Origin of the sequence: Gymnodinialimonas ceratoperidinii (assembly GCF_019297855.1) — a bacterium.
GTDB classification, from domain to species: Bacteria; Pseudomonadota; Alphaproteobacteria; order Rhodobacterales; family Rhodobacteraceae; genus Gymnodinialimonas; species Gymnodinialimonas ceratoperidinii.
On the sequence record NZ_CP079194.1, the window covers coordinates 1,221,680 to 1,240,418 of the forward strand.

The following is an 18,739-nucleotide window of genomic DNA, read 5'->3' on the forward strand; positions in this document are numbered from 1 at the left end:
CTTTCATTCGAACGTGTGGAGTTGGCGGCGCTCCACTAGAGCGCGCCGCACTTACTCGGCAGCGCCGACGTCCACGGGAGCCGCGTAGACGCCAGCCTCCGCAGTGTCTTCGCCTTCCATTTCAGCCAGGAACTTCTCTGCATCCAGCGCCGCCATGCAACCCATGCCTGCGCTCGTGACCGCCTGGCGATAGACGTGGTCGGTCAAATCACCCGCGGCAAAGACGCCGGGGATCGAAGTCTTCGTCGTGCCGGCCTGCACCTTCACGTAGCCGCCGTTGTGCATCTCGAGCTGGTCCTTCACCAGCTCGGTCGCCGGCGCGTGGCCGATTGCGACGAAGAAGCCCTTGCAGGGGATCTCGGTGATTTCGCCGGTCTCGACATGTTTGGCACGAACGCCCTCCACACCGCGCGGGTCCGACGTGCCGACAACCTCGGCCACTTCGTGATCCCACAGGACCTCTACCTTGGGGTTCTTGAACAGGCGATCCTGCATGATCTTCTCGGCGCGCAGGCTGTCGCGGCGGTGGATAAGCGTGACCTTGGAGGCGAAGTTGGTGAGGAACAGAGCCTCCTCCACCGCCGTGTTGCCGCCGCCGATCACGACGATCTCCTGACCGCGGTAGAAGAAGCCGTCACAGGTGGCGCAGGCGCTGACGCCGAAGCCCTTGAAGTGCTCTTCGCTCGGCAGACCCAACCACTTTGCCTGCGCGCCGGTCGCCAATACGACCGCATCGGCCGTATATGTCGTACCGCTGTCGCCCTGCGCCGTGAAGGGGCGCTTGGAGAGATCGAGAGACTGGATGTGATCGCCGATGATCTCGGTCCCCATCTCCTTGGCGTGGGCTTCCATCCGCACCATCAGGTCAGGCCCCATGACGGAGTTGTCGCCGGGCCAGTTCTCCACGTCGGTGGTGATCGTCAGCTGTCCGCCGGGCTGGATGCCTTGGACCAGAATAGGCTCGAGCATGGCGCGGCTGGCATAGACGCCCGCCGTGTAGCCAGCAGGGCCGGAGCCGATGATCAGAAGGCGGGTGTGGCGGGTCTCGGACATGGGTGTGGCTCTCCAGCGGCGATGTGACCTCAGGGATATATCCCTCCGCGCCCGGTGATTAAAGCCCCGCAAAACCCATGCAATTGCATGTGACCTATTCCAATTCTTGCGCGATCGTGAAATATAATTGCGCAAAGACCAAAGGCTGCGGTTCATTCGAAATCGCACATGCAGGGAAGACGACGAATGCCTCAAACCAAACTGGATGAGATCGACCGGAAGATTCTGGCCGAACTGCAAGCCGATGGTCGGATGACCAATGTAGAACTGGCCAAACGCGTCGGCATTTCCGCCCCGCCATGCCTGCGCCGCGTCCGCACCTTGGAAGAGGCCGGGTTCATCAAGGGCTATCATGCCGAGGTCGATGCGCGGCAATTGGGGTTCGAGGTTCAGGTCTTCGCGATGATCAGCCTCGCCAGTCAGGCGGAATCCGATCTCATGGCGTTCGAGCAGCGCTGCAACGACTGGCCCCTGGTCCGCGAGTGCCACATGTTGAACGGCGAGATCGACTTCATCCTGAAATGCGTGGCGCCCGATCTCTCGTCCTTCCAGAGCTTTCTGACGGGGGAGCTGACCTCAGCCCCGAACGTCGCGTCGGTGCGCACGTCGCTGGTGATCCGAGGGGCAAAGGACACCCCCGGCGTGCCGTTCGACGTGATGGAAGATCGCCTTGCGCAGATCGCCTGAGCCATGGCTGCGCCTGACCTGACGGCCCTCTACAAGGAGGGGCTCGCCGCGCAGCAAGCCGGGAAAACCGACGCGGCACTGGCTATCTTCGACCGTATCCTGTCGCAGCGCGCGGACATTCCCGAGGTGCTCTTCCAACGCGCACGGTGCCTGATGGCGCGTGATCCGAAAGCGGCCGAGAAGGATTTCCGCGCAGCACTTCGGCGCAAGCCGAAAGAGGCCGCGATCTGGCAAGGTCTCCATAGCGTCCTGCGCGGCGGTGCGCGGGTGAAACTGGAGAAAGAGGCGTTCCGCGCGAAGATCACTCTCGGGTCCGAGGCCGATGCACGTCCGATCCTGCAGGCTCTGAAATCGGGCCGCGCCGACCAGGCTGAAATGGCAGCCGTGGCGCTCGGCAAGCGCGCCCCCGCGGCGTTCTGGCCCGCATATCTGTTGGGAGAGGCGCGCCTCGCGCTTTCGAAGCCCGCTGTCGCGCCGTTGGAAACAGCCGTCGCACGGGACCCGGATTATGTTCCCGCCCGACTGGCCTTGGCCCGCGCCTATGCTGGCGCGCAGAGACCTGCTCAGGCCGAGGCCACATTGGGCGATCTCGCGACGCCCGAGGCCACATTGATCCGAGCGCGGCTGTTCCGGGATACCGGCCGTCCGGAAGCCGCCGTCGAGGCCTTGCAATCGCGACCGCTCAAGGACGCGCGCGGAGCGGCTGAGCTGGCGCTGTCCTTGGCGCAACTGGGGAAAGGCGACGCCGCGCTTGACGCTGCGCGTGACGCCATCAAGGCAGGCGCCGCCACCGAACCTCTGCTACGCGCCACGGCCTTCGCACTGGAAGAGGCGGGCAATATCGCCGGCGCCGAGGCTGTCATCGACGAGGCTCTGAAGACGCCAACCGCGACGCTCATGACCCACCGAGCACAGTTGCATCAATCGGCTGGTGAGTTCGCTGCGGCCGAGGCGGGTCTGATCGCTGCAATCGACGCGACCCCGACTCATGGCGAGGCCTACCGCGCCTATATGAACGGCCGCAAAATTACCGAGGACGACCCGATCCTGCCGCGCCTCGACGCCGTGTTGGAGCGCGCGGACATCAAGGCACCCGACCGCGCGGCCTTGCATTTCGCCGCCGCGAAGGCGCGGGGAGACATGGGACAGCATGATGCTGTTTTCCCGCATCTCGATGTCGCTAACCGCTTGATGGGCAAGGCCTATCCCTACAATTTCGAAGCGGATCTGGCCGAAGCGCGGCTTCTGACGGCTGAGTGGAACACCCTCAAGGACGTTCCCGCACAAGGGCCGGTTGACCCGGTGATCTTCGTGACCGGCCTGCCGCGCAGTGGCACGACGCTGATCGAAACCATCCTCGCCGCGCACCCCGATGTTGGCGCCGGTGGCGAGATGCCGTTCCTCTCCCGCGCGCTGATGCCGGTGCTGGAGGCGCTGCGCCACGACACATTGTCACCCGACGCGCTAGCCACGGCGGGTCAGCGGTACCTCAGCGCTGCGCAGCGACGTACGGGAGGAGCTCGGGTCATCGCCGACAAGGCGATTGCCACGTTTTCCCGCATCGGCCATGCCGCCCGCGCGCTGCCGGGGGCGCATTTCGTGTTGGTGAAACGTGACCCTCGCGACACCGGCCTGTCGCTCTACCGCAACATGTTTCCGGAGGGCTTGCACCGCTACGCCTATGATTTGCAGGCCATGGGAAAATACATTCGGCTTCACGACGCCGTGGTGGAATTCTGGCAGAAAGCGCTGCCCGACCGCGTGCATGTGGTGGAATACGAGGCGCTGACCGCTGAGCCGGAACCCCACATCCGGGCGTTGCTCGAGGCGGTGGATCTGCCGTGGAACGATGCGTGCCTTGCGCCAGAGGCGACGGGCCGGCGCATCCAGACGCTCAGCTTCGCGCAAGCGCGGCAGCCGATCGGAACCACGGCTGTGGCCGGGTGGAGGCGTCATGCGGAAGAATTGCAGCCGCTCATCGCGACGCTCGAGGCGGATATGGATCTGACGCTTTGATCCCTGCGCGGAGCCAACGGGTTACCGCGCATCTCGACTGGCACCATTAAACACGAAAGCGAGACCTGCCGTCGGGCGGTCTCGCTTGGTGAAACGTGTGGTGGGTCGCCTTTTAGCGTCCCGGTGTGTCATTGCGCGGGGCGGCCATTCTAGCCGTGTCCGCGCAAGCTAGTTAATGCAGGGGCCTCGGGGTCATAATAGTCCGGGGGTCTGACTGCTTTACTCAGCAGCCGTCAGCAGTTGCGGCTTCTCCGCACGCCGTGCAGCCCGCGCTTTGCGAGACCACGGCAGGTCGATCTGCTCCTTCTTCGCTTCGTTCAAGACCGTTTCCATCCAGCGAGGCGTTTTCATGTTTTTTGCTCCAAATTGCCGAGCGCTCAGAAGTGAGCTGTGTTGTTGCGTTGCAGCCAATCTGGCTCGGGTTTGGGTCAGTCTTGAGGCAAAATCGCTAACAGGCGATGAATCTTCTGGGCAATATTGGGGCAGGAAGACAGGCGAAATTGCGTTGTTTCGTTAGGCTCTTTCGAAAATCTGTCTCAAATTGTGGACATCTGAGGGCGAGGTGCGCCCCGATTGTGTCTGATTCAGAACCAATCGCGAAGTCGTGGGTGTGTTGTCTCGGGGCTAGTGCGGAATCGCGCGGTGCCTACAGACGGATCGCCGCGATCAGGCGGCCGTAGTCGGCCTCCCCGTTGTGGGTCGCCCGGCGGTACGAATAGAAACGCTCCGGGTCGGAATAGGTGCAATGGCCTGTCCACTCGGCTTCTGCCACGCCGGCCGCGCGCAGACGGGCGAGGCCGAAACCCACCAGATCGAACTGGTATTTCCCCTCCGCGCCATTGGCAAAAAAGCGTGCATTGTCGGGGTCTTCATCGAGGAAGCGCTCGAAAAACTCCTCACCCACCTCGTAGGCGCGTTGGCTGATCGAGGGTCCGATGACCGCGCGGGTCTGACCCCGCTTTGCGCCCAGTTCCTCCATCTTGTCCAAGGTCGCCTCCAACACGCCGTCAACGGCGCCCTTCCATCCGGCATGCGCCGCACCGATGACGCCAGCGTCCGTATCGGCAAAGAGCACCGGCTGGCAATCGGCGGTCAGGATCGTCAGGGCCACGCCGCGATCGGCCGTGACCAATGCGTCGGCACGCGGGCGCGCGGAGGTATCCGCGATGACGGCGGTGGCGGAATGGATTTGGTGCACCCCTGCGAGCGCGTCGACCCCCATGACGTCGGCGACACGGGCGCGGTTCATCGCCACGACCTCCGCCTGATCGGAGGAGCCGGTGCCGCAATTCAACCCCCGGTAAATCCCCGTCGACGCGCCGCCCTGGCGGGTGAAGAACCCGTGGGTCACCCCGTCGAGCAGCGGAGAGGTGAGGGGCGAGAGGGTCATCAACGAGGCTCCGGTGGATCGCTTGGGTCTAAGGCAGGGGGCGGGGGCGCGCCCTTTGGGGTCAACGCCAATACCTTGAACAGGGTCCCCATTTCATCGGGGTGCGTCAAGCGTCGGTGCGCGGCGACGTGTGCCTCCAGAGCGCTCCCCTCAAGACGCGCGGCCAACGCCTGCGCACGCGCCGTTATGCCGAGCCGTTCCAGAAAGACCCCCTGCGGGGTCAGGGCCGACGCCTGAACCTGCGCCGCCCGAGCAATCGGCTCGAAGGCCACATGGGCCGTCAGATCGGCGTTTCCGGGGTGGGTCAGGGGATCCGCGAAAGCGTGGTTTTCAAGCGCCTGAAAGGTGTCACCCCGGCTCTGCCAATCACCGTAATCCACGATCAGGGCGGCGCCGCCCTGTGCCACGCGGCGGCCGATTTCTTCCGCGATAGCCTCGGCCGGCGCGCAGGTTTCCACGATCATGCCGGGCTTGAAGCCCTCGCGAACCTCCAACGGCGCGGGAGGGGCGAGGCCCCAGATCAGCGCGCCGTCGGACGCGCCCACCTGCCGCTCCTGCCAATCGCCGGCATCGTTCATCTGAAACTGGCGGATCGGCAGCGCGTCGAAGAATTCGTTGGCGATGAGGAGCATCGGCCCTTCCGGCACATCGCCGAGGCTGTCATGGAACTGCGGATCGTAGCTTGCAAGCGCCTCCGACTGCACCGCGCGCAGGGTCGGAGAGGCCTCGACCAGATGCAGCTCAACGGCGTCGTGGAACCCCGGCACCGCTCGGGTCGCTCGCAGGACGTCGGCCATCAGGGTGCCGCGACCCGGGCCAAGCTCCACCAGCCGGACCGTGCCGCCGCCCTGATCCATCCACACCTGCGCCAACCAGAGGCCGACCAGCTCTCCAAACATCTGCGAGATTTCAGGGGCGGTGATGAAATCGCCCCGGCGCCCCAAAGGATCACGCGTGGCATAGTAGCCATACTGTGGGTCGTGCAGACACTCGGCCATGTAATCGGCAAGGGTCATCGGCCCCATCCGCGCAATGCGGGCGATCATGCGATCCTTGAGAGACATCTTCAGCCCCCGATTTCCGCCGTTCTCCGACGCGTGCGCAGGATCAGCCAAAAGCCCACCAGCACCATCGGGATCGTCAGGATCTGGCCCATGGTCAGACCCACGTCGGGCGACAGCGCAAGGGCGAAGCCCACCGGGTTATCCGGGCTGGTGAAATGCTCATCGGGCTGACGGAAGAATTCGACGAAGAACCGCGAAGAGCCGTAGATCAGCAAGAACATCCCGGTGATTGCGCCCGGACGTTTCAGCCACCCGGCCTTGAAGGCGAGCGTCAGGACAACCGCCAGAAGCAGCGCGCCTTCCAGTGCGGCTTCGTAGAGTTGCGACGGATGGCGGGCGCAGACCGTCGCGCCGAGATAGTCCACCAACCCCTCCGGCCCCGTGCAATTCTGCGCTTCTGCGCCGGGGAATATGACGGCCCATGGCACGTCCGAGGCGCGGCCCCATAGCTCGGCGTTGACGAAGTTTGCCAATCGACCAAACAGCAGGCCGAAGCCCACGACCATCGCCATCGCGTCCGAGACCTGTAGCGGTGGCGCCCTGTTGATCCGGCAGAAGATCAGGGCCGCGATGGTGACGCCGATCAACCCGCCGTGGAATGACATGCCCCCCTGCCAGACTTGCACGATCTGCAGAGGGTTCTCCAAATAATAGCCCGGTCGGTAGAAGAGGACATATCCCAAGCGCCCGCCGATGATCACGCCGAGGACAACTGCCGTCAGCAGCCCTTCGACCTTTTGCGGCGGCATCGGTGGGGTGTTGCCGGGCCATAGCTCGGGCCGGGCGCAGGCGCGGACGATGATCCACCAGCCAATCCCCAACCCCGCCAGATAGGCCAACGCGTACCAGCGCAACGCGAAGGTGAAGCTGCCAAGCTCGATCGAGAACAATTCGGGCGATAGCGGCGGAAAGGGGATAGCAAACATGGCAGAGCCTCGCGGTCACATTTCCCCTTGGGTGCGGGGCTGTTGCGACGTTGTCAACCTTGATACCCTTAGCCTCCGCGCCCATATCAGTCACAACTTAATCAGGAGCCCGCCGATGCAGACCCGTAACAAAGTAATGGATGACCTCAGCAAGCTGATGACCAACGCCATGGGTGTGGCCCAGGGTGCGAAGGACGAAGCTGAAACCGCGATGAACGGCATGATGGACCGCTGGTTGGCAAACCGGAACCTCGTGACCCGCGAAGAGTTCGACGCTGTCCGCGCCATGGCGCAGAAGGCGCGTGAAGAGAACGAGGCGCTCAAGGCCCGTCTGGACGCGCTTGAGAAGTCCGAGCCTAAGACTGATACTAAATAGACAGTCTGCCACCATTATTCCAAGTTTAAGCCCGACCATTGCCATGGCCGGGCTTTTTCATGACGGGACTCAGCACGCGGGGCTCGGCTTAATGCTTTCTTTTTTAGCGCAAGTTTCAACCATCGTATTGATCGGCGCGTATGGGTGCATGATAGCCTTCGTTATTGTCGTAAGCACTGTTGCGATGAAACATAAGGAGAAGCTCGCGGAGGCGGAGCATGCTTTGGCTGAAGAAAAGGCGAAGAATGCCCGGCTGTTCTCCCACGGAGCGGACCTGATTCAACGTGTGGGTTGGCGAAAGCAGCGCCTGATGAACCGTCCGGAGTACCATCTCTTCCGGGAACTCGAACGCCTCGTCGCGCAAAGCTCCCGTGGTTACAGAGTATTTACGCAAGTGTCCTGCGGAGAATTCTTGGAGGTAGCCTATCGGGCCGACCTGAAAGATATCGCGCAAGAAGCCTCGCACTGTCTGAACCGAAAGCGCGTGGATTTTTTGCTGATCGACCGCGTCGGAAATCCCGTATGCGCGATCGAGTACCAAGGTGACGGGCATTATCAGGGTAGCGCGCACGGCCGCGACCACGCGAAACGGGTAGCTTGCCATGCTGCTGGTATTCGCTTTCTCGAAGTCGCAGCAGGCGGCCTTACAGCAGGCCAAAGGCGTGACCTGCGCGACCTCCTCGGTCTGAAGGACGCGATCGCTGCCGAGTAGCAGTAACCATTCTAACTCACACGCCCTCCCGTTATCCACATAAATCTGTGGATATCTCACCCCCTTGTGGATCGTCTTGACGGTTTCACAATATGTTGTGGTTAATCGCACAATTCACGGTTCGGCATGGTTTCCTCAACAAAAATACTTCTTTACAGCGAGTCCTCGAAGGATCACCATATTTCGTAGGGGTTGAGGCAGAGCAGCCAAGCCCTAGGAAAGACACCAAGCCGTCGTGGCAAACTTGGGTGCTTACCACCAAGACACGCGATGGCGGCCAACCTGAAGGGTTTGGGGCTATGTCGCACGCAGAAGAATACGTCGACTTCGATGAGTTGCACCCGATTGATATCGTGGAGACTCTGGCCGCCCACCACGCGTGGGACTTCGACCGGATTGCCGACGATCAAATCGCCATGTCGATCGAAGGGCAATGGCGCAGTTACACGATCACCCTCGCTTGGTCCTCGTATGACGAGACACTGCGGATGATCTGTACCTTCGATATGGAGCCGCCGGAGGGCACGTTGCCCAAGCTTTACGAGACGCTGAACCTCGTGAACGACCGCTGCTGGGCGGGTGCCTTTACTTATTGGGCATCTCAAAAGCTCATGGTCTACCGCTACGGCCTCGTTCTGGCAGGCGAGCAATTGGCCTCGGCCGATCAGATCGCCTGCATGGTGGACGCGGCCGTTGCTGCTTCCGAGCGGTACTATCCGGCCTTCCAACTCGCGCTCTGGTCCGACAGCTCGCCCGAGCAGGCGATGAGCGTCGCGATCTGCGAGACTTTCGGCCGCGCCTGACGGCTAACCTCCGACGACGATCGGCGGCTCAGCGCCCGACCTGTGGCTGTCGGCGCGTAGAAGCAACACTTCCTTTCGCGATGCGCCGCGCCTCTTTTACTGCGTCCTTCACGCTGTCATTCTGTCGCCATTATCGGCACGTTTTCAGAATGCCTTGGGGGCGAATTCAATGGATATGACGCAGATGAACAGCCGCGGGCTGGTCTTGCTTGGCTGTGGCAAAATGGGTTCTGCGATGTTGCAGGGGTGGCTTTCGGGAGGATTGTCGCCGGACGCCGTGCACATCATTGATCCAAACCCGTCGGAATGGCTGCAAGGCACCGGGGTTCATATCAACGAGGATCTGCCTGAAAGCCCTGCGATCCTGATGATCGCGGTCAAGCCGCAGATGATGCAGGAGGCCCTGCCGCAGGTTGAAAGATTTGGCGGCGGCGACACCCTGATCCTATCGGTCGCGGCGGGAACCACGATCCAGATGTACGAGAAGGCCTTTGGCGCGGGCACGCGCATCGTGCGCTCCATGCCCAATACGCCCGCTGCCGTCGGCAAGGGCATTACCGCCATCGTCGGCAATGCGGACGCCACCGATGCGGATCTCGACATGGCCGAGGATCTTCTGAAGGCGATCGGGCAGGTCGTGCGGCTGACCAGCGAAGGTCAGATCGATGCCGTGACCGGCATTTCCGGCTCGGGCCCTGCTTACGTCTTCTACATGATCGACACGCTCGCCGCTGCCGCCCGCGCCGAGGGGCTGCCCGCCGACATGGCGATGCAACTGGCCAAGGCGACTGTCGCAGGCGCCGGGGCGTTGGCCGAACAGGCGGACGAAACACCCGAACAATTGCGCATCAACGTGACTTCCCCGAACGGGACCACGCAGGCTGGACTTGAAGTGCTGATGGGCGAGGGCGGCCTCGCGCCGCTGATGCGCAAGACGGTCGCCGCAGCGACCCATCGTTCGCGAGAGCTGCGCAAATGAGCGAGATCAGTTTCGACGACTTCATGGCGGTCGACATCCGCGTCGGCACCATCACCCGCGCCGAGGACTTCCCCGAGGCACGCAAACCCGCCATCAAGCTATGGGTCGATTTCGGGGACGAGATTGGCGAGAAGAAATCCTCGGCCCAGATCACCGCGCATTACTCGCCCGATGCGCTTGTCGGAAAACAGGTTATCGGCGTCGTGAACTTTCCGCCGCGCCAGATCGGTCCGGTCCGATCCGAGGTCCTGATCCTCGGATTGCACGATGCCGAGGGGGGCGTCGTTCTGGTGCGTCCCGATCATCCCGTCGCCAATGGAGAACGTCTTTGCTGAACATGCTGATTTCGCGCCGCCTGCCGGAAAGTGTCATGGCCGACGCAAAGGCGCGGTTCGATGTGACCTGCCGTGACACGACGGAGCCGATGGACCACGGTGAATGCGTGGCGGCGTTGCGCGCGTATGACCTGATCCTGCCCACGCTCGGCGACGCGTTCACTGCCGAGGCCTTCGCCGAGGTGCCTGAGCCGCGCGCGAAGTTGCTGGCGAATTTCGGCGTCGGCTATAACCACATCGACGTCGCGGCCGCCCGTGCTGCAGGTGTCGAGGTTTCCAACACGCCCGGCGCGGTCACGGACGCCACTGCCGACATTGCGATGACCTTGATCCTCATGGCGACACGCCGCGCGGGCGAGGGTGAAAGGCTGGTGCGACAGGGCGCGTGGGACGGCTGGCACCCGGTCCAGATGCTCGGGATGCATTTCAGCGGCAAGACGGTCTGCGTGATCGGCATGGGGCGGATTGGTCAGGCCATCGCGAAGCGCTGCCACTTCGGCTTCGGATGCCGCATCATCTACGTGAACCGCTCGGAGAAAACGACGGATTTCCCGGCGGAACAACTGCCGATGGAGGCCGCCCTGGCGCAGGCAGATGTCGTCGTGCTGGCAACACCGGGGGGCTCGGAGACCCGTCATTTGATCGGCGCGCCTCAGCTGGCCGCGATGCAGGAACACGCGATCCTGGTCAACATCTCGCGAGGCGACGTGATTGATGAAGCCGCCCTGATCAAGGCCTTGCAAGAGGCGCAGATCGCGGGCGCAGGGCTTGATGTTTACGAACAGGAGCCACATGTCCCCGAAGCCCTGCGCGCGATGGAGAATGTGACGCTGCTGCCGCATCTGGGCACTGCGGCGTTGGAAGTGCGCGAAGACATGGGGCGCATGGCGCTCGACAACGTGATCGCGGTTGCCGAAGGGCGGGCGGCCCCCAACGCGGTCTGAGCATTCCGGTCGGTGGCGAGGTGCCCGGTGCGGGCATTCGGAGAGAGGTTGGAGGAGCTACGGCAGCCACCGAGGCCTAGCTCATCGGTGCGTCGCCCACGGCCTCGCGGAAATGACGCCGGCAGAGGCTGATGTAGCGGTCATTGCCGCCGACCTCGATCTGCGCGCCTTCGGCAACGGCCTCACCCTTTTCATCCACCCGGATCACCATCGTGGCCTTGCGGCCGCAATGGCAGATCGTGCGGACCTCGCGCATCTCATCGGCCAGCGCCAGCAGCGCGGCGGAGCCGGGGAACAACTCACCCCGGAAATCCACCCGCAGCCCGTAGGCCATGACCGGCACGCCAAGGTCATCCACCGCACGCGCGAGTTGCCAGACCTGATCGCGGGTCATCCATTGCGCCTCGTCCACCAGCACGCAAGCACAGGGGCCCGCATCGAGCCGCGCCTTGATCTTGGCGAAGAGATCATCCGATTGCGTATAGGTATCCGCCTCCGCCTCGATCCCGATGCGCGAGCCGATCCGGCCCATTCCCGCGCGGTCGTCGAAATTCGCGGTCAGCAGATAGGTCTGCATCCCCCGTTCAATGTAGTTATACGACGCCTGCAGCAGCAGGGTCGATTTGCCCGCGTTCATGGTGGAGTAGTTGAAGTAAAGCTTGGCCATGACCTTCATTTGGCTCAAGTCAAACCCGCTGGCAAGACGTTGACGGGTGCCGGGAAAGCGGGTTGTGTATGCCGGAGACAAGGGATGACGAGATGAGTGACACCGACAGGATCGCCGACAACATCACGGCGCGCGGATACCTGAAGCGCCATACGGAGCGGTTGATCAAGGATGTGGGCTATGCCGGGGCCTGCGAGCTGACGGGGCGCTCCAAGGCGACCCTCGGGCGATACTTCTCGGAAGCCGAAGAGCATGCGGACCGGTTCATGCCGGTCGATGCCGTAGCTGCGCTGGAGGCTGCGTCGAGTTTTCCCCACGTGACCGCCGCCTTGGCAGAGCTGAACGGTGGGCAGATGTCCTACGGCTCGGATCGCCGCAACGCGGTGCGGGGCGAGAACAAGGGCAGCGTGAACAACAACGTCATCGCCCTCAGCCAGCGCTTCGCGATCCTGATGGCGGAATACCATCAATCGATCGAGGACGGCGTGATCTCGGTCAATGAGACCCGGCGCCTGCTGGAAGAAACGCTGGAATTGCAGAAGGTTCTGGTGGACATGAAGCTGCGGCTGGAGGCTGACAGCCGAAGGTAGACGCTACGCCGACACTGGTGCCTGCAACGTCCGGGACCAATGTTTGTCGAGGGAGAAGGCCCATTCTTCCGGATAGGCCTCCAAGAGACGCTCCAACTCGCTCACCCAGGCCTGCGTGGCCTCCTGCAAGTCCCCCTCCGGCACGGCGCCGTGACCGAGGATCAGACTGATGCCGTTGCCCTCCTGCGCCACGACCGCGGGCACCAGGGGCGCGCCAGCCTTGGCGGCGAAGCGGGTGGGCCAGCCACCGAACCCCACGGGCTGACCAAACGCCTCGACCCGCACCACGTCACGGGCGCGGTCGACCGGCGCTTCAGGCGCTTTCTGGATCCGGTCCACGGTGCCCACGACGATCTTGCCCGACTTCAAAGCCTTGAGGATCTGCCGCGCGACGGCTGCGGGCTCTTCATTGCGCGCATCAAGAAAATCGCCATCCACCTGAGAATAGAGCGCTTTCTGCGCGGCGGCCCGGTTCTCATTCCGCGTCAGGCTGACCACCGCCAGAACGTCATAGGACTGCGCAAGGCAGCGTGTCATGGCGAGCGTGGCATGCAGATGCGGCAGGGCGAGGAAAAGCCCGCCCTGTGCGAGGTAGCTGTCGAGCCTCGCCTTGTCGGGAATCGTCAAGGAGCCGTCGATACTGGCCCCGAAGCCATGGCGGACCTGCTCTGTCCCGTCCGTCCCGGCGATGAATTTGCGCACGAAGCCGCGAAAGAGCCGGGTGGGCGAGGGGTGATCCGCATGGCGCGCGAGGGCCTGCATCGTTGGCCGCACGAGGTTGCCCGGCAACACGTAAGCCGTCCACAGGGCTGCGCCGAAGATGCCGTAGGCGGCGCGGCGGACCGGGGCAGGACGGCGCGCGATCCAGCCTGAAACCTTCTCGTAGGCGGCGAAAGTGCGATCCTTGGTGGCGGCGAACCCCATTCTGCCCCCTCAGGCCGCAGCCACTTTCTGCAAGATCACCGATCCGACGGAATATCCCGCCCCGAACGAGCAGATCAGCCCGGTATCACCGGGCTCCATGTCGTCGGAATATTGCGCGAAAGCGATGATCGAGCCGGCGGAAGAGGTGTTGGCGTAATCCTGAAGGATATTGGGCTGTTCCCCCTCTTCCGGAGCGCGTCCCAGGACCTTCTTGCCGATATAGTCGTTCATCGTCTTGTTGGCCTGATGCAGCCAGAGCCGCTTGAGGTCGTCGGCGGCGACGCCTTCTTCCTCCATATGCTCGGCGATATGCCGGGAGACGAGCGGCAGCACTTCCTTGAACACCTTGCGCCCGTTCTGCATGAACTGCATGTCGCGCCGGTCCTCCATCTGCCCCTCACGGGTGCGGCGCAGGAAGCCGTTGTTGTTGCGGATGTTGTTCGAAAATTGCGTGGCACAGCGCGTCGACTTGATGGCGAAATGCGCACCTTTGGCGAGGTCGACCCGTTCGATGAGAACGGCCGTGGCCACATCGCCGAAGATGAAGTGGCAGTCGCGGTCACGCCATTCAAGATGCGCCGAGCAAATCTCGGGGTTCACCACGAGCGCCCGCTTGATCGAGCCGGAGCGCACCATGTCCGCCGCCGCCTGAATGCCGAAAGTGGCGGAGGAACAGGCGACGTTCATGTCGAAGGCGAAACCGCCGGTGCCGAGAAGCTGTTGGATTTCAATGGCGATTGCGGGATAGGCGCGTTCGTGGTTCGACGCGGCGCAGATCACCAGATCGACGTCTGCGGCATCGACGCCGGCCATATCCAGCGCCTTCCGACAGGCATCGACACCCATCTCGGCCATGACGCCCGGCGCGTCGTCGGGCCGCTCGGGCAACCACGGGTGCATGACCTCGGGGTCCAGAAGCCCGGACTTGTCGAGCACGTAGCGGCTTTCGATGCCGGAGGCCGCCACGATGAATTCGGAGGAGGAATGGGCCATGGGCTGCGCCTCACCCGCGGCGATGGCATCGGCGTGCTCCGCGTTCCAACGGTCGGCATAGGCATTGAAGGCTACGACGAGTTCATCGTTGGAAATGCTTTGCTCCGGCGTGAAGACCCCGGATCCGGTGATGGCTGGCTCGAACATTGCACTCTCCCGCTGCGGTCTGTTTTCTTGGCCCTGAAGCTGCCTTGACGTCAAGGTTTACGCGGGGGCGTGGCGGACGGCTTCATGCAAGGCCTAGCGATGCTGATCGATCAAGATCACATTACCGTCGGGATCGCGGGTGATGAAACTGCCGGGGCCCGTGTCGTCCCCCTGTTCCTGCTCAACCGGATATCCAGCGGCCGCCACGGCCTCCTTGATCTCGCGCACGTCGTCGAAGTCGTCGAGCGGTTTGGCGTCCTGATCCCAACCGGGATTGAAGGTCAGCATCTGACCCTCGAACATGCCGTGGAAGAGCCCCACCAGCGCGTCGCCGTTCTTCATGATCAGGTAGCCGTGTTTCGGATCGCCTCCCATGGCGCTGAAGCCGAGGTTTTCGTAGAACGCTCGCGAGGCGGCCAGATCCTTGACCGCAAGCGATACGGAAAAAGCGCCGATCTTCATCGCAAGTCTCCTCCTGATAGGGCTCTAGCTTAGGGGAAAAGACCGCTCACACAAAGCGGAACCCCGGTCATCGGCGCGGGCTGCGGTTGACTTGGGGGCCGGAATAGCCACCTTGAGCGCCAAATACGTAAAGGTTGAGCAGCATGGCCTCCCCCCCCAAGTCTCCCGGTCCATTTGCCGGGTTCGAGTTCCTGATCGCGTGGCGCTACCTGCGCGCGCGGCGCACCGACGGCGGTGTGTCGGCGATGACGTGGATCAGCTTCATCGGCATTGCACTCGCCGTCATGGCGCTGATTGCGACCCTATCCGTCCGCGCCGGGTTTCGACACGAATTCGTCGGCACGATCCTCGGCGCAAATCCCCATGTCGCGGTCTACGACATCGCGCAGGTGAATGACGCGGGTCAGGTGGAACGCACGCTTGAGAATTTCGACGAAGTCGCAGAGGCCTTGCGCGGTGTCGATGGCGTGACCCATGCCGCAGCGGTGGTGCGCGGGCAGGTGTTGTCGAGCTATCGCGGGCGGAACTCCGCCGTGGAAGTCATCGGTATCGCGCCGGAAGACCTGTCGCTGATCCCCTTGGTTGCAGAACCGGAATGGCGCCAAGGCATGTTGAGCGCCTTCGGGGAAGAGACCTCCATCACGCCGGATGTCGAAGGCGCCTTGCCGGTGCCGGGCGGTCCGGGGATCGCCATCGGCTCGGGCGTGGCAAGGGAGTTGGGGGCCAGCGTGGGTGATCGCATTCGCCTGATCTCGCCCGACGGCGCGCGCACGCCCTTCGGCACCTCGCCACGGGTCTCGACCTACGAGGTCGTCTATATCTTCCAAGTCGGTCGGTGGGACATCGACCGGACCCGTGTCTATCTGCCGTTCACCGAGGCGCAGACCTACTTCAACCGCGACGGGGTCGCTGACGAAGTTCAGGTGAGCGTCAGTGAGCCCGAGCAGATCTCGCAATACGTCCTGCCGCTGCTTCAGGCAGGCGGCGACGTGCAGATCTGGACGTGGGAGGACAGCTCCGGCGCGTTCCTGCGGGCGTTGCAGATGGAGGATAACATCATGTTCATCATCCTCTCGATCCTCGTTTTGATTGCCACGATGAACATCGTCTCGGGCCTCATCATGCTGGTGAAAAACAAGTCACGCGATATCGGTATCCTGCGGACCATTGGCTTGAGCGAGGGCAGCATCCTGCGGGTCTTCGTCATCTGCGGCTCGGCCATCGGCGTTGCCGGAACGCTCGCCGGGGTGATCCTCGGCTGCGCCTTCGCGATCTGGATCGACCCGATCTTCAGCTTCGTGAACTACGTGGCAGGCGGCGGGGTCTGGGACCCCTCGGTGCGCATGATCTCGGCCTTGCCCGCGCGGTTGGAGGCAGGCGACGTGGTGACCGCCATGGCGTTGTCCCTCGGGCTGAGTTTCGTGGTGACGATTTTCCCGGCGCGCCGTGCCGCGCGGATGAACCCGGTGGAGGCTCTTCGGTATGAATGATGCTGTGAATACGCCTGAAGCGACGGCCGAGCCTGCCTTGATCCTCGAGGGGATCGAGAAGTCCTACAACCACGGCAAACCGAACGAGATTAACGTGCTGCGCGGGGCCTCTGCGCGGATCGAACGTGGAGAGATCGTGGGCCTGATCGCGCCCTCGGGGGCGGGGAAATCGACGCTGTTGCAGATCGCAGGCCTGCTGGACACGGCGGATGCCGGGCAGGTCGAGATCGGTGGGCGGCTGGTGACGGGTGCGTCGGACCGCGCGCGCACCGCGGCGCGACGGGGTCAGGTCGGTTTCGTGTACCAGTTCCATCACCTGCTGCCCGAATTCTCGGCGGTGGAAAACATCGTGCTGCCGCAATTGGCCCACGGGGTGTCCAGCGCCGAGGCTGAAGCGCGCGCCCTCGATTTGCTTGGCCGCGTCGGCATGGAAGCGCGCGCCGCACATCGGCCCGGTGAATTATCCGGAGGCGAGCAGCAGCGTGTTGCCTTCTGCCGATCCCTAGCCAATTCGCCGACCCTGATGCTGGCGGACGAGCCGACGGGCAACCTCGATCCGACGACTTCGGACACCGTGTTCGACGTATTGATGGAGCTGGTGCGCAGTACCGGCCTTTCAGCCTTGATCGCGACCCACAACCACGAATTGGCACGGCGCATGGACCGGGTGCTGAAGCTGGAAGAGGGGGTCTTGATCCCGGCTTGAGGTTTTATGCGTGTTTGAGGGTGTCTTTCGGGTCGTCGTAGCGCCTTGAACGTCCGGTTTGGGGGCGCTGCCCCCGCGCTCATTTGCGGGCAAAAGAGCGCTCCCCCGGGATATTTAAAGAACGGGGAAGGGTGGGGTGTCGTATTGGGGACCCGTTGGGGTCAGGATGCGGCTTTGTCGAAATGCTCGAGGATTGCCGTGAGTGTGGGCGCGCGTTTGTCCTCGGCTTCCATGAGAACCTCGTGCTCGCCGCCCTCGATGCAGAGGTAGCGCCCCTTGGGCCAGCTTGCCATGCGGTTCTCGACGGCGGGGATGTCCACGACGCGCTCGTTCGAGCCGACGATGGAGAGGGTCGGCAGATCGAGCGGCGCCATCTCCATCAAGGCGCGCGTCTCCTGTATCGCGGCTTTGACCCAGGTCAGCGAGGGGCCGCCCAGGGCGAGATCGGGATGGTTGTCGGTCTGCCGCGACATGTACTCGAACTGCTCGCGGTCGGTCGTGAGCGTGTTGTTCTCGAACTCCAGCGGCGCCCAGGGACCCGTTGTCGGTGCGAAGCTCTTGCCGAAGCCCAAGGGGCCGGCGAGCGCCATGATCGCGGGTGACACGCTGCGTAACAGGGGCGACATCTGCAGCCCCCACATCGGGCCCGTGAAGACGGCGGCCTTGACGGGCAGGCCGTCGTAGAGGGCGCGCAGTCCGATGCATCCGCCCATTGAATGCCCGATCAGAAACCAAGGTTTCGGCAGGTCCAGCGGCGCGAGGGCGGCGAGGAAGGCTGCCACATCCTGGCGATATTCGTCGAAGGACGTGACATGGCCCATGTCGCGGCGGTGCGCCGGACGGTCGGCAAGGCCCTGTCCGCGCCAGTCAAAGGCCACCATGCCGTAGCCTTCTCCGGCGAGGTCACCGGCGAGGCGGCCATATTTCTCGACGTATTCGGTGCGTCCCGGAAACATCAGGATCGTGCCGCGCGATCCTTCTGGCCAGACCGCCATGCGCAAGCGGGTGCCATCGAGCGCCGTGACCCAATGGGCCTGCACATTGGCAGGCCCTTCGGCCACCGCATCGAAAAAGGGCGCGTCAGTCACGTCGTCAACCGGGCTCGCTTCGTCGCGCATCAGCCGAGGGCGGAGGCGAGTTTCATCGCGGTGCCCATGTCGCCGTCAAGCGTCAGCTTGCCGGACATGAACGCGGATGTGGGGTTCATTTCGCCCGACATGATCTCCTGGAAGACCTCGGACTCGGCGGAGAGGGTCACGTCGGCGCTGTCGCTGTCAGCGGCCTCGCGCACGTCGTTGCCGTCCACGATGACGGTGCCTTCGCCCCGGATTTCGAACTTGGCGGTGCCGTCGAAATCAGCGCCGGCCATCTTCTCGTTCAATGCCGCGACAGCGGCGTCAATCGTTGCGTTGCTCATGGAATGTTCCCCTCTTCCCTTTCCCTGCACGATACTGTCATCTTGATCTAGTATTGCC

Annotated in this window: 22 protein-coding genes; 11 read left to right on the forward strand and 11 right to left on the reverse strand. The window is 63.3% G+C overall.

Going from position 1 to position 18,739, the window contains the following annotated elements; translation table 11 throughout:
* Positions 1-51: 51 nt before the first annotated feature.
* Entirely contained in the window at positions 52-1,053 is a 1,002-nt protein-coding gene (gene trxB / locus KYE46_RS05975) for a thioredoxin-disulfide reductase (RefSeq protein WP_219004150.1), read from the reverse strand.
* Between the two features lie 186 nt (positions 1,054-1,239).
* Between trxB and KYE46_RS05980 the strand changes: the two genes are divergently transcribed.
* On the forward strand, positions 1,240-1,740 hold the full coding sequence (locus KYE46_RS05980; protein WP_219004152.1) for an Lrp/AsnC family transcriptional regulator: 501 nt from the start codon (positions 1,240-1,242) through the stop codon (positions 1,738-1,740).
* Positions 1,741-1,743: 3 nt separating this feature from the next.
* Positions 1,744-3,756 carry a tetratricopeptide repeat-containing sulfotransferase family protein gene (locus KYE46_RS05985; protein ID WP_219004154.1) on the forward strand — a complete coding sequence of 671 codons (2,013 nt, stop codon included), beginning with the start codon at positions 1,744-1,746 and terminating at the stop codon, positions 3,754-3,756.
* 219 nt (positions 3,757-3,975) lie between these two features.
* On the opposite strand, the gene KYE46_RS17540 is transcribed toward KYE46_RS05985, so the two are convergent.
* The 4 genes from KYE46_RS17540 to lgt all read right to left on the reverse strand — a co-directional run bounded on the left by KYE46_RS17540 (position 3,976) and on the right by lgt (position 7,136).
* Positions 3,976-4,107, reverse strand: a complete 132-nt coding sequence (locus KYE46_RS17540) for a hypothetical protein (RefSeq protein WP_283095212.1) — start codon at positions 4,105-4,107, stop codon at positions 3,976-3,978.
* 295 nt (positions 4,108-4,402) lie between these two features.
* Positions 4,403-5,146 (reverse strand): peptidoglycan editing factor PgeF, encoded by a 744-nt coding sequence (pgeF, locus tag KYE46_RS05990; protein WP_219004156.1) that lies wholly within the window; start codon positions 5,144-5,146, stop codon positions 4,403-4,405.
* Positions 5,146-6,210: a class I SAM-dependent methyltransferase gene (locus tag KYE46_RS05995; RefSeq protein ID WP_219004159.1), complete on the reverse strand. Its 1,065-nt coding sequence runs from the start codon at positions 6,208-6,210 to the stop codon at positions 5,146-5,148. The genes pgeF and KYE46_RS05995 overlap by 1 nt, the downstream gene beginning before the upstream one ends.
* Before the next feature lie 2 nt (positions 6,211-6,212).
* Positions 6,213-7,136: a prolipoprotein diacylglyceryl transferase gene (lgt, locus tag KYE46_RS06000; protein ID WP_219004161.1), complete on the reverse strand. Its 924-nt coding sequence runs from the start codon at positions 7,134-7,136 to the stop codon at positions 6,213-6,215.
* A 115-nt stretch (positions 7,137-7,251) separates the two neighbouring features.
* Between lgt and KYE46_RS06005 the strand changes: the two genes are divergently transcribed.
* From KYE46_RS06005 to KYE46_RS06030, 6 genes are all read left to right on the forward strand, one after another.
* The gene (locus tag KYE46_RS06005; RefSeq protein ID WP_219004163.1) at positions 7,252-7,512 is read left to right on the forward strand and encodes an accessory factor UbiK family protein; all 261 of its coding nucleotides are present in this window, start codon (positions 7,252-7,254) and stop codon (positions 7,510-7,512) included.
* A gap of 43 nt (positions 7,513-7,555) precedes the next feature.
* Positions 7,556-8,224, forward strand: a complete 669-nt coding sequence (locus KYE46_RS06010; protein ID WP_219004164.1) for a DUF2726 domain-containing protein — start codon at positions 7,556-7,558, stop codon at positions 8,222-8,224.
* A gap of 299 nt (positions 8,225-8,523) precedes the next feature.
* Positions 8,524-9,027 (forward strand): type III secretion system chaperone family protein, encoded by a 504-nt coding sequence (locus KYE46_RS06015; RefSeq protein WP_219004165.1) that lies wholly within the window; start codon positions 8,524-8,526, stop codon positions 9,025-9,027.
* Positions 9,028-9,196: 169 nt separating this feature from the next.
* Positions 9,197-10,006 (forward strand): pyrroline-5-carboxylate reductase, encoded by an 810-nt coding sequence (proC, locus tag KYE46_RS06020; protein ID WP_219004166.1) that lies wholly within the window; start codon positions 9,197-9,199, stop codon positions 10,004-10,006.
* Positions 10,003-10,341, forward strand: a complete 339-nt coding sequence (locus tag KYE46_RS06025; protein WP_219004167.1) for a tRNA-binding protein — start codon at positions 10,003-10,005, stop codon at positions 10,339-10,341. Before proC ends, KYE46_RS06025 begins: the two co-directional genes overlap by 4 nt.
* A complete protein-coding gene (locus KYE46_RS06030; RefSeq protein WP_283095221.1) occupies positions 10,338-11,285 on the forward strand; it encodes a 2-hydroxyacid dehydrogenase in 948 nt (315 codons plus the stop codon). The genes KYE46_RS06025 and KYE46_RS06030 overlap by 4 nt, the downstream gene beginning before the upstream one ends.
* 76 nt (positions 11,286-11,361) lie before the next feature.
* On the opposite strand, the gene KYE46_RS06035 is transcribed toward KYE46_RS06030, so the two are convergent.
* Positions 11,362-11,952 (reverse strand): thymidine kinase, encoded by a 591-nt coding sequence (locus KYE46_RS06035; RefSeq protein WP_219004168.1) that lies wholly within the window; start codon positions 11,950-11,952, stop codon positions 11,362-11,364.
* Between the two features lie 92 nt (positions 11,953-12,044).
* Here KYE46_RS06035 and KYE46_RS06040 point away from each other — a divergent pair, with 92 nt between their 5' ends.
* Positions 12,045-12,542: a hypothetical protein gene (locus KYE46_RS06040; protein WP_219004169.1), complete on the forward strand. Its 498-nt coding sequence runs from the start codon at positions 12,045-12,047 to the stop codon at positions 12,540-12,542.
* A gap of 3 nt (positions 12,543-12,545) precedes the next feature.
* Here KYE46_RS06040 and KYE46_RS06045 read toward each other — a convergent pair whose 3' ends face one another.
* From KYE46_RS06045 to KYE46_RS06055, 3 genes are all read right to left on the reverse strand, one after another.
* A complete protein-coding gene (locus KYE46_RS06045; protein ID WP_219004170.1) occupies positions 12,546-13,466 on the reverse strand; it encodes an LpxL/LpxP family acyltransferase in 921 nt (306 codons plus the stop codon).
* A 9-nt stretch (positions 13,467-13,475) separates the two neighbouring features.
* The gene (locus KYE46_RS06050; RefSeq protein ID WP_219004172.1) at positions 13,476-14,606 is read right to left on the reverse strand and encodes a beta-ketoacyl-ACP synthase III; all 1,131 of its coding nucleotides are present in this window, start codon (positions 14,604-14,606) and stop codon (positions 13,476-13,478) included.
* Between the two features lie 93 nt (positions 14,607-14,699).
* Positions 14,700-15,068 (reverse strand): VOC family protein, encoded by a 369-nt coding sequence (locus KYE46_RS06055; protein WP_219004174.1) that lies wholly within the window; start codon positions 15,066-15,068, stop codon positions 14,700-14,702.
* Positions 15,069-15,211: 143 nt separating this feature from the next.
* Here KYE46_RS06055 and KYE46_RS06060 point away from each other — a divergent pair, with 143 nt between their 5' ends.
* Positions 15,212-16,558: a lipoprotein-releasing ABC transporter permease subunit gene (locus KYE46_RS06060; RefSeq protein WP_219004176.1), complete on the forward strand. Its 1,347-nt coding sequence runs from the start codon at positions 15,212-15,214 to the stop codon at positions 16,556-16,558.
* Positions 16,551-17,264: an ABC transporter ATP-binding protein gene (locus tag KYE46_RS06065; protein WP_219004178.1), complete on the forward strand. Its 714-nt coding sequence runs from the start codon at positions 16,551-16,553 to the stop codon at positions 17,262-17,264. Before KYE46_RS06060 ends, KYE46_RS06065 begins: the two co-directional genes overlap by 8 nt.
* Positions 17,265-17,425: 161 nt before the next feature.
* Here KYE46_RS06065 and KYE46_RS06070 read toward each other — a convergent pair whose 3' ends face one another.
* On the reverse strand, positions 17,426-18,382 hold the full coding sequence (locus KYE46_RS06070; protein WP_219004180.1) for an alpha/beta fold hydrolase: 957 nt from the start codon (positions 18,380-18,382) through the stop codon (positions 17,426-17,428).
* Complete coding sequence (locus KYE46_RS06075) at positions 18,382-18,681, reverse strand: SCP2 sterol-binding domain-containing protein (RefSeq protein WP_219004182.1); 300 nt, start codon at positions 18,679-18,681, stop codon at positions 18,382-18,384. Before KYE46_RS06075 ends, KYE46_RS06070 begins: the two co-directional genes overlap by 1 nt.
* Positions 18,682-18,739 lie beyond the last annotated feature (58 nt).

Coding starts and splice junctions, on each gene's coding strand:
- KYE46_RS06055 (WP_219004174.1), bottom strand. CDS start 15,068: ATGAAGATCGGCGCTTTTTCCGTATCGCTTGCGGTCAAGGATCTGGCC.
- KYE46_RS06040 (WP_219004169.1), top strand. CDS start 12,045: ATGAGTGACACCGACAGGATCGCCGACAACATCACGGCGCGCGGATAC.
- lgt (WP_219004161.1), bottom strand. CDS start 7,136: ATGTTTGCTATCCCCTTTCCGCCGCTATCGCCCGAATTGTTCTCGATC.
- KYE46_RS06075 (WP_219004182.1), bottom strand. CDS start 18,681: ATGAGCAACGCAACGATTGACGCCGCTGTCGCGGCATTGAACGAGAAG.
- pgeF (WP_219004156.1), bottom strand. CDS start 5,146: ATGACCCTCTCGCCCCTCACCTCTCCGCTGCTCGACGGGGTGACCCAC.
- proC (WP_219004166.1), top strand. CDS start 9,197: ATGGATATGACGCAGATGAACAGCCGCGGGCTGGTCTTGCTTGGCTGT.
- KYE46_RS06070 (WP_219004180.1), bottom strand. CDS start 18,382: ATGCGCGACGAAGCGAGCCCGGTTGACGACGTGACTGACGCGCCCTTT.
- KYE46_RS06060 (WP_219004176.1), top strand. CDS start 15,212: ATGGCCTCCCCCCCCAAGTCTCCCGGTCCATTTGCCGGGTTCGAGTTC.
- KYE46_RS06050 (WP_219004172.1), bottom strand. CDS start 14,606: ATGTTCGAGCCAGCCATCACCGGATCCGGGGTCTTCACGCCGGAGCAA.
- KYE46_RS06045 (WP_219004170.1), bottom strand. CDS start 13,466: ATGGGGTTCGCCGCCACCAAGGATCGCACTTTCGCCGCCTACGAGAAG.
- KYE46_RS06065 (WP_219004178.1), top strand. CDS start 16,551: ATGAATGATGCTGTGAATACGCCTGAAGCGACGGCCGAGCCTGCCTTG.
- KYE46_RS17540 (WP_283095212.1), bottom strand. CDS start 4,107: ATGAAAACGCCTCGCTGGATGGAAACGGTCTTGAACGAAGCGAAGAAG.
- KYE46_RS05995 (WP_219004159.1), bottom strand. CDS start 6,210: ATGTCTCTCAAGGATCGCATGATCGCCCGCATTGCGCGGATGGGGCCG.
- KYE46_RS06005 (WP_219004163.1), top strand. CDS start 7,252: ATGCAGACCCGTAACAAAGTAATGGATGACCTCAGCAAGCTGATGACC.
- KYE46_RS05980 (WP_219004152.1), top strand. CDS start 1,240: ATGCCTCAAACCAAACTGGATGAGATCGACCGGAAGATTCTGGCCGAA.
- KYE46_RS06015 (WP_219004165.1), top strand. CDS start 8,524: ATGTCGCACGCAGAAGAATACGTCGACTTCGATGAGTTGCACCCGATT.
- KYE46_RS06025 (WP_219004167.1), top strand. CDS start 10,003: ATGAGCGAGATCAGTTTCGACGACTTCATGGCGGTCGACATCCGCGTC.
- trxB (WP_219004150.1), bottom strand. CDS start 1,053: ATGTCCGAGACCCGCCACACCCGCCTTCTGATCATCGGCTCCGGCCCT.
- KYE46_RS06035 (WP_219004168.1), bottom strand. CDS start 11,952: ATGGCCAAGCTTTACTTCAACTACTCCACCATGAACGCGGGCAAATCG.
- KYE46_RS06010 (WP_219004164.1), top strand. CDS start 7,556: ATGGCCGGGCTTTTTCATGACGGGACTCAGCACGCGGGGCTCGGCTTA.
- KYE46_RS05985 (WP_219004154.1), top strand. CDS start 1,744: ATGGCTGCGCCTGACCTGACGGCCCTCTACAAGGAGGGGCTCGCCGCG.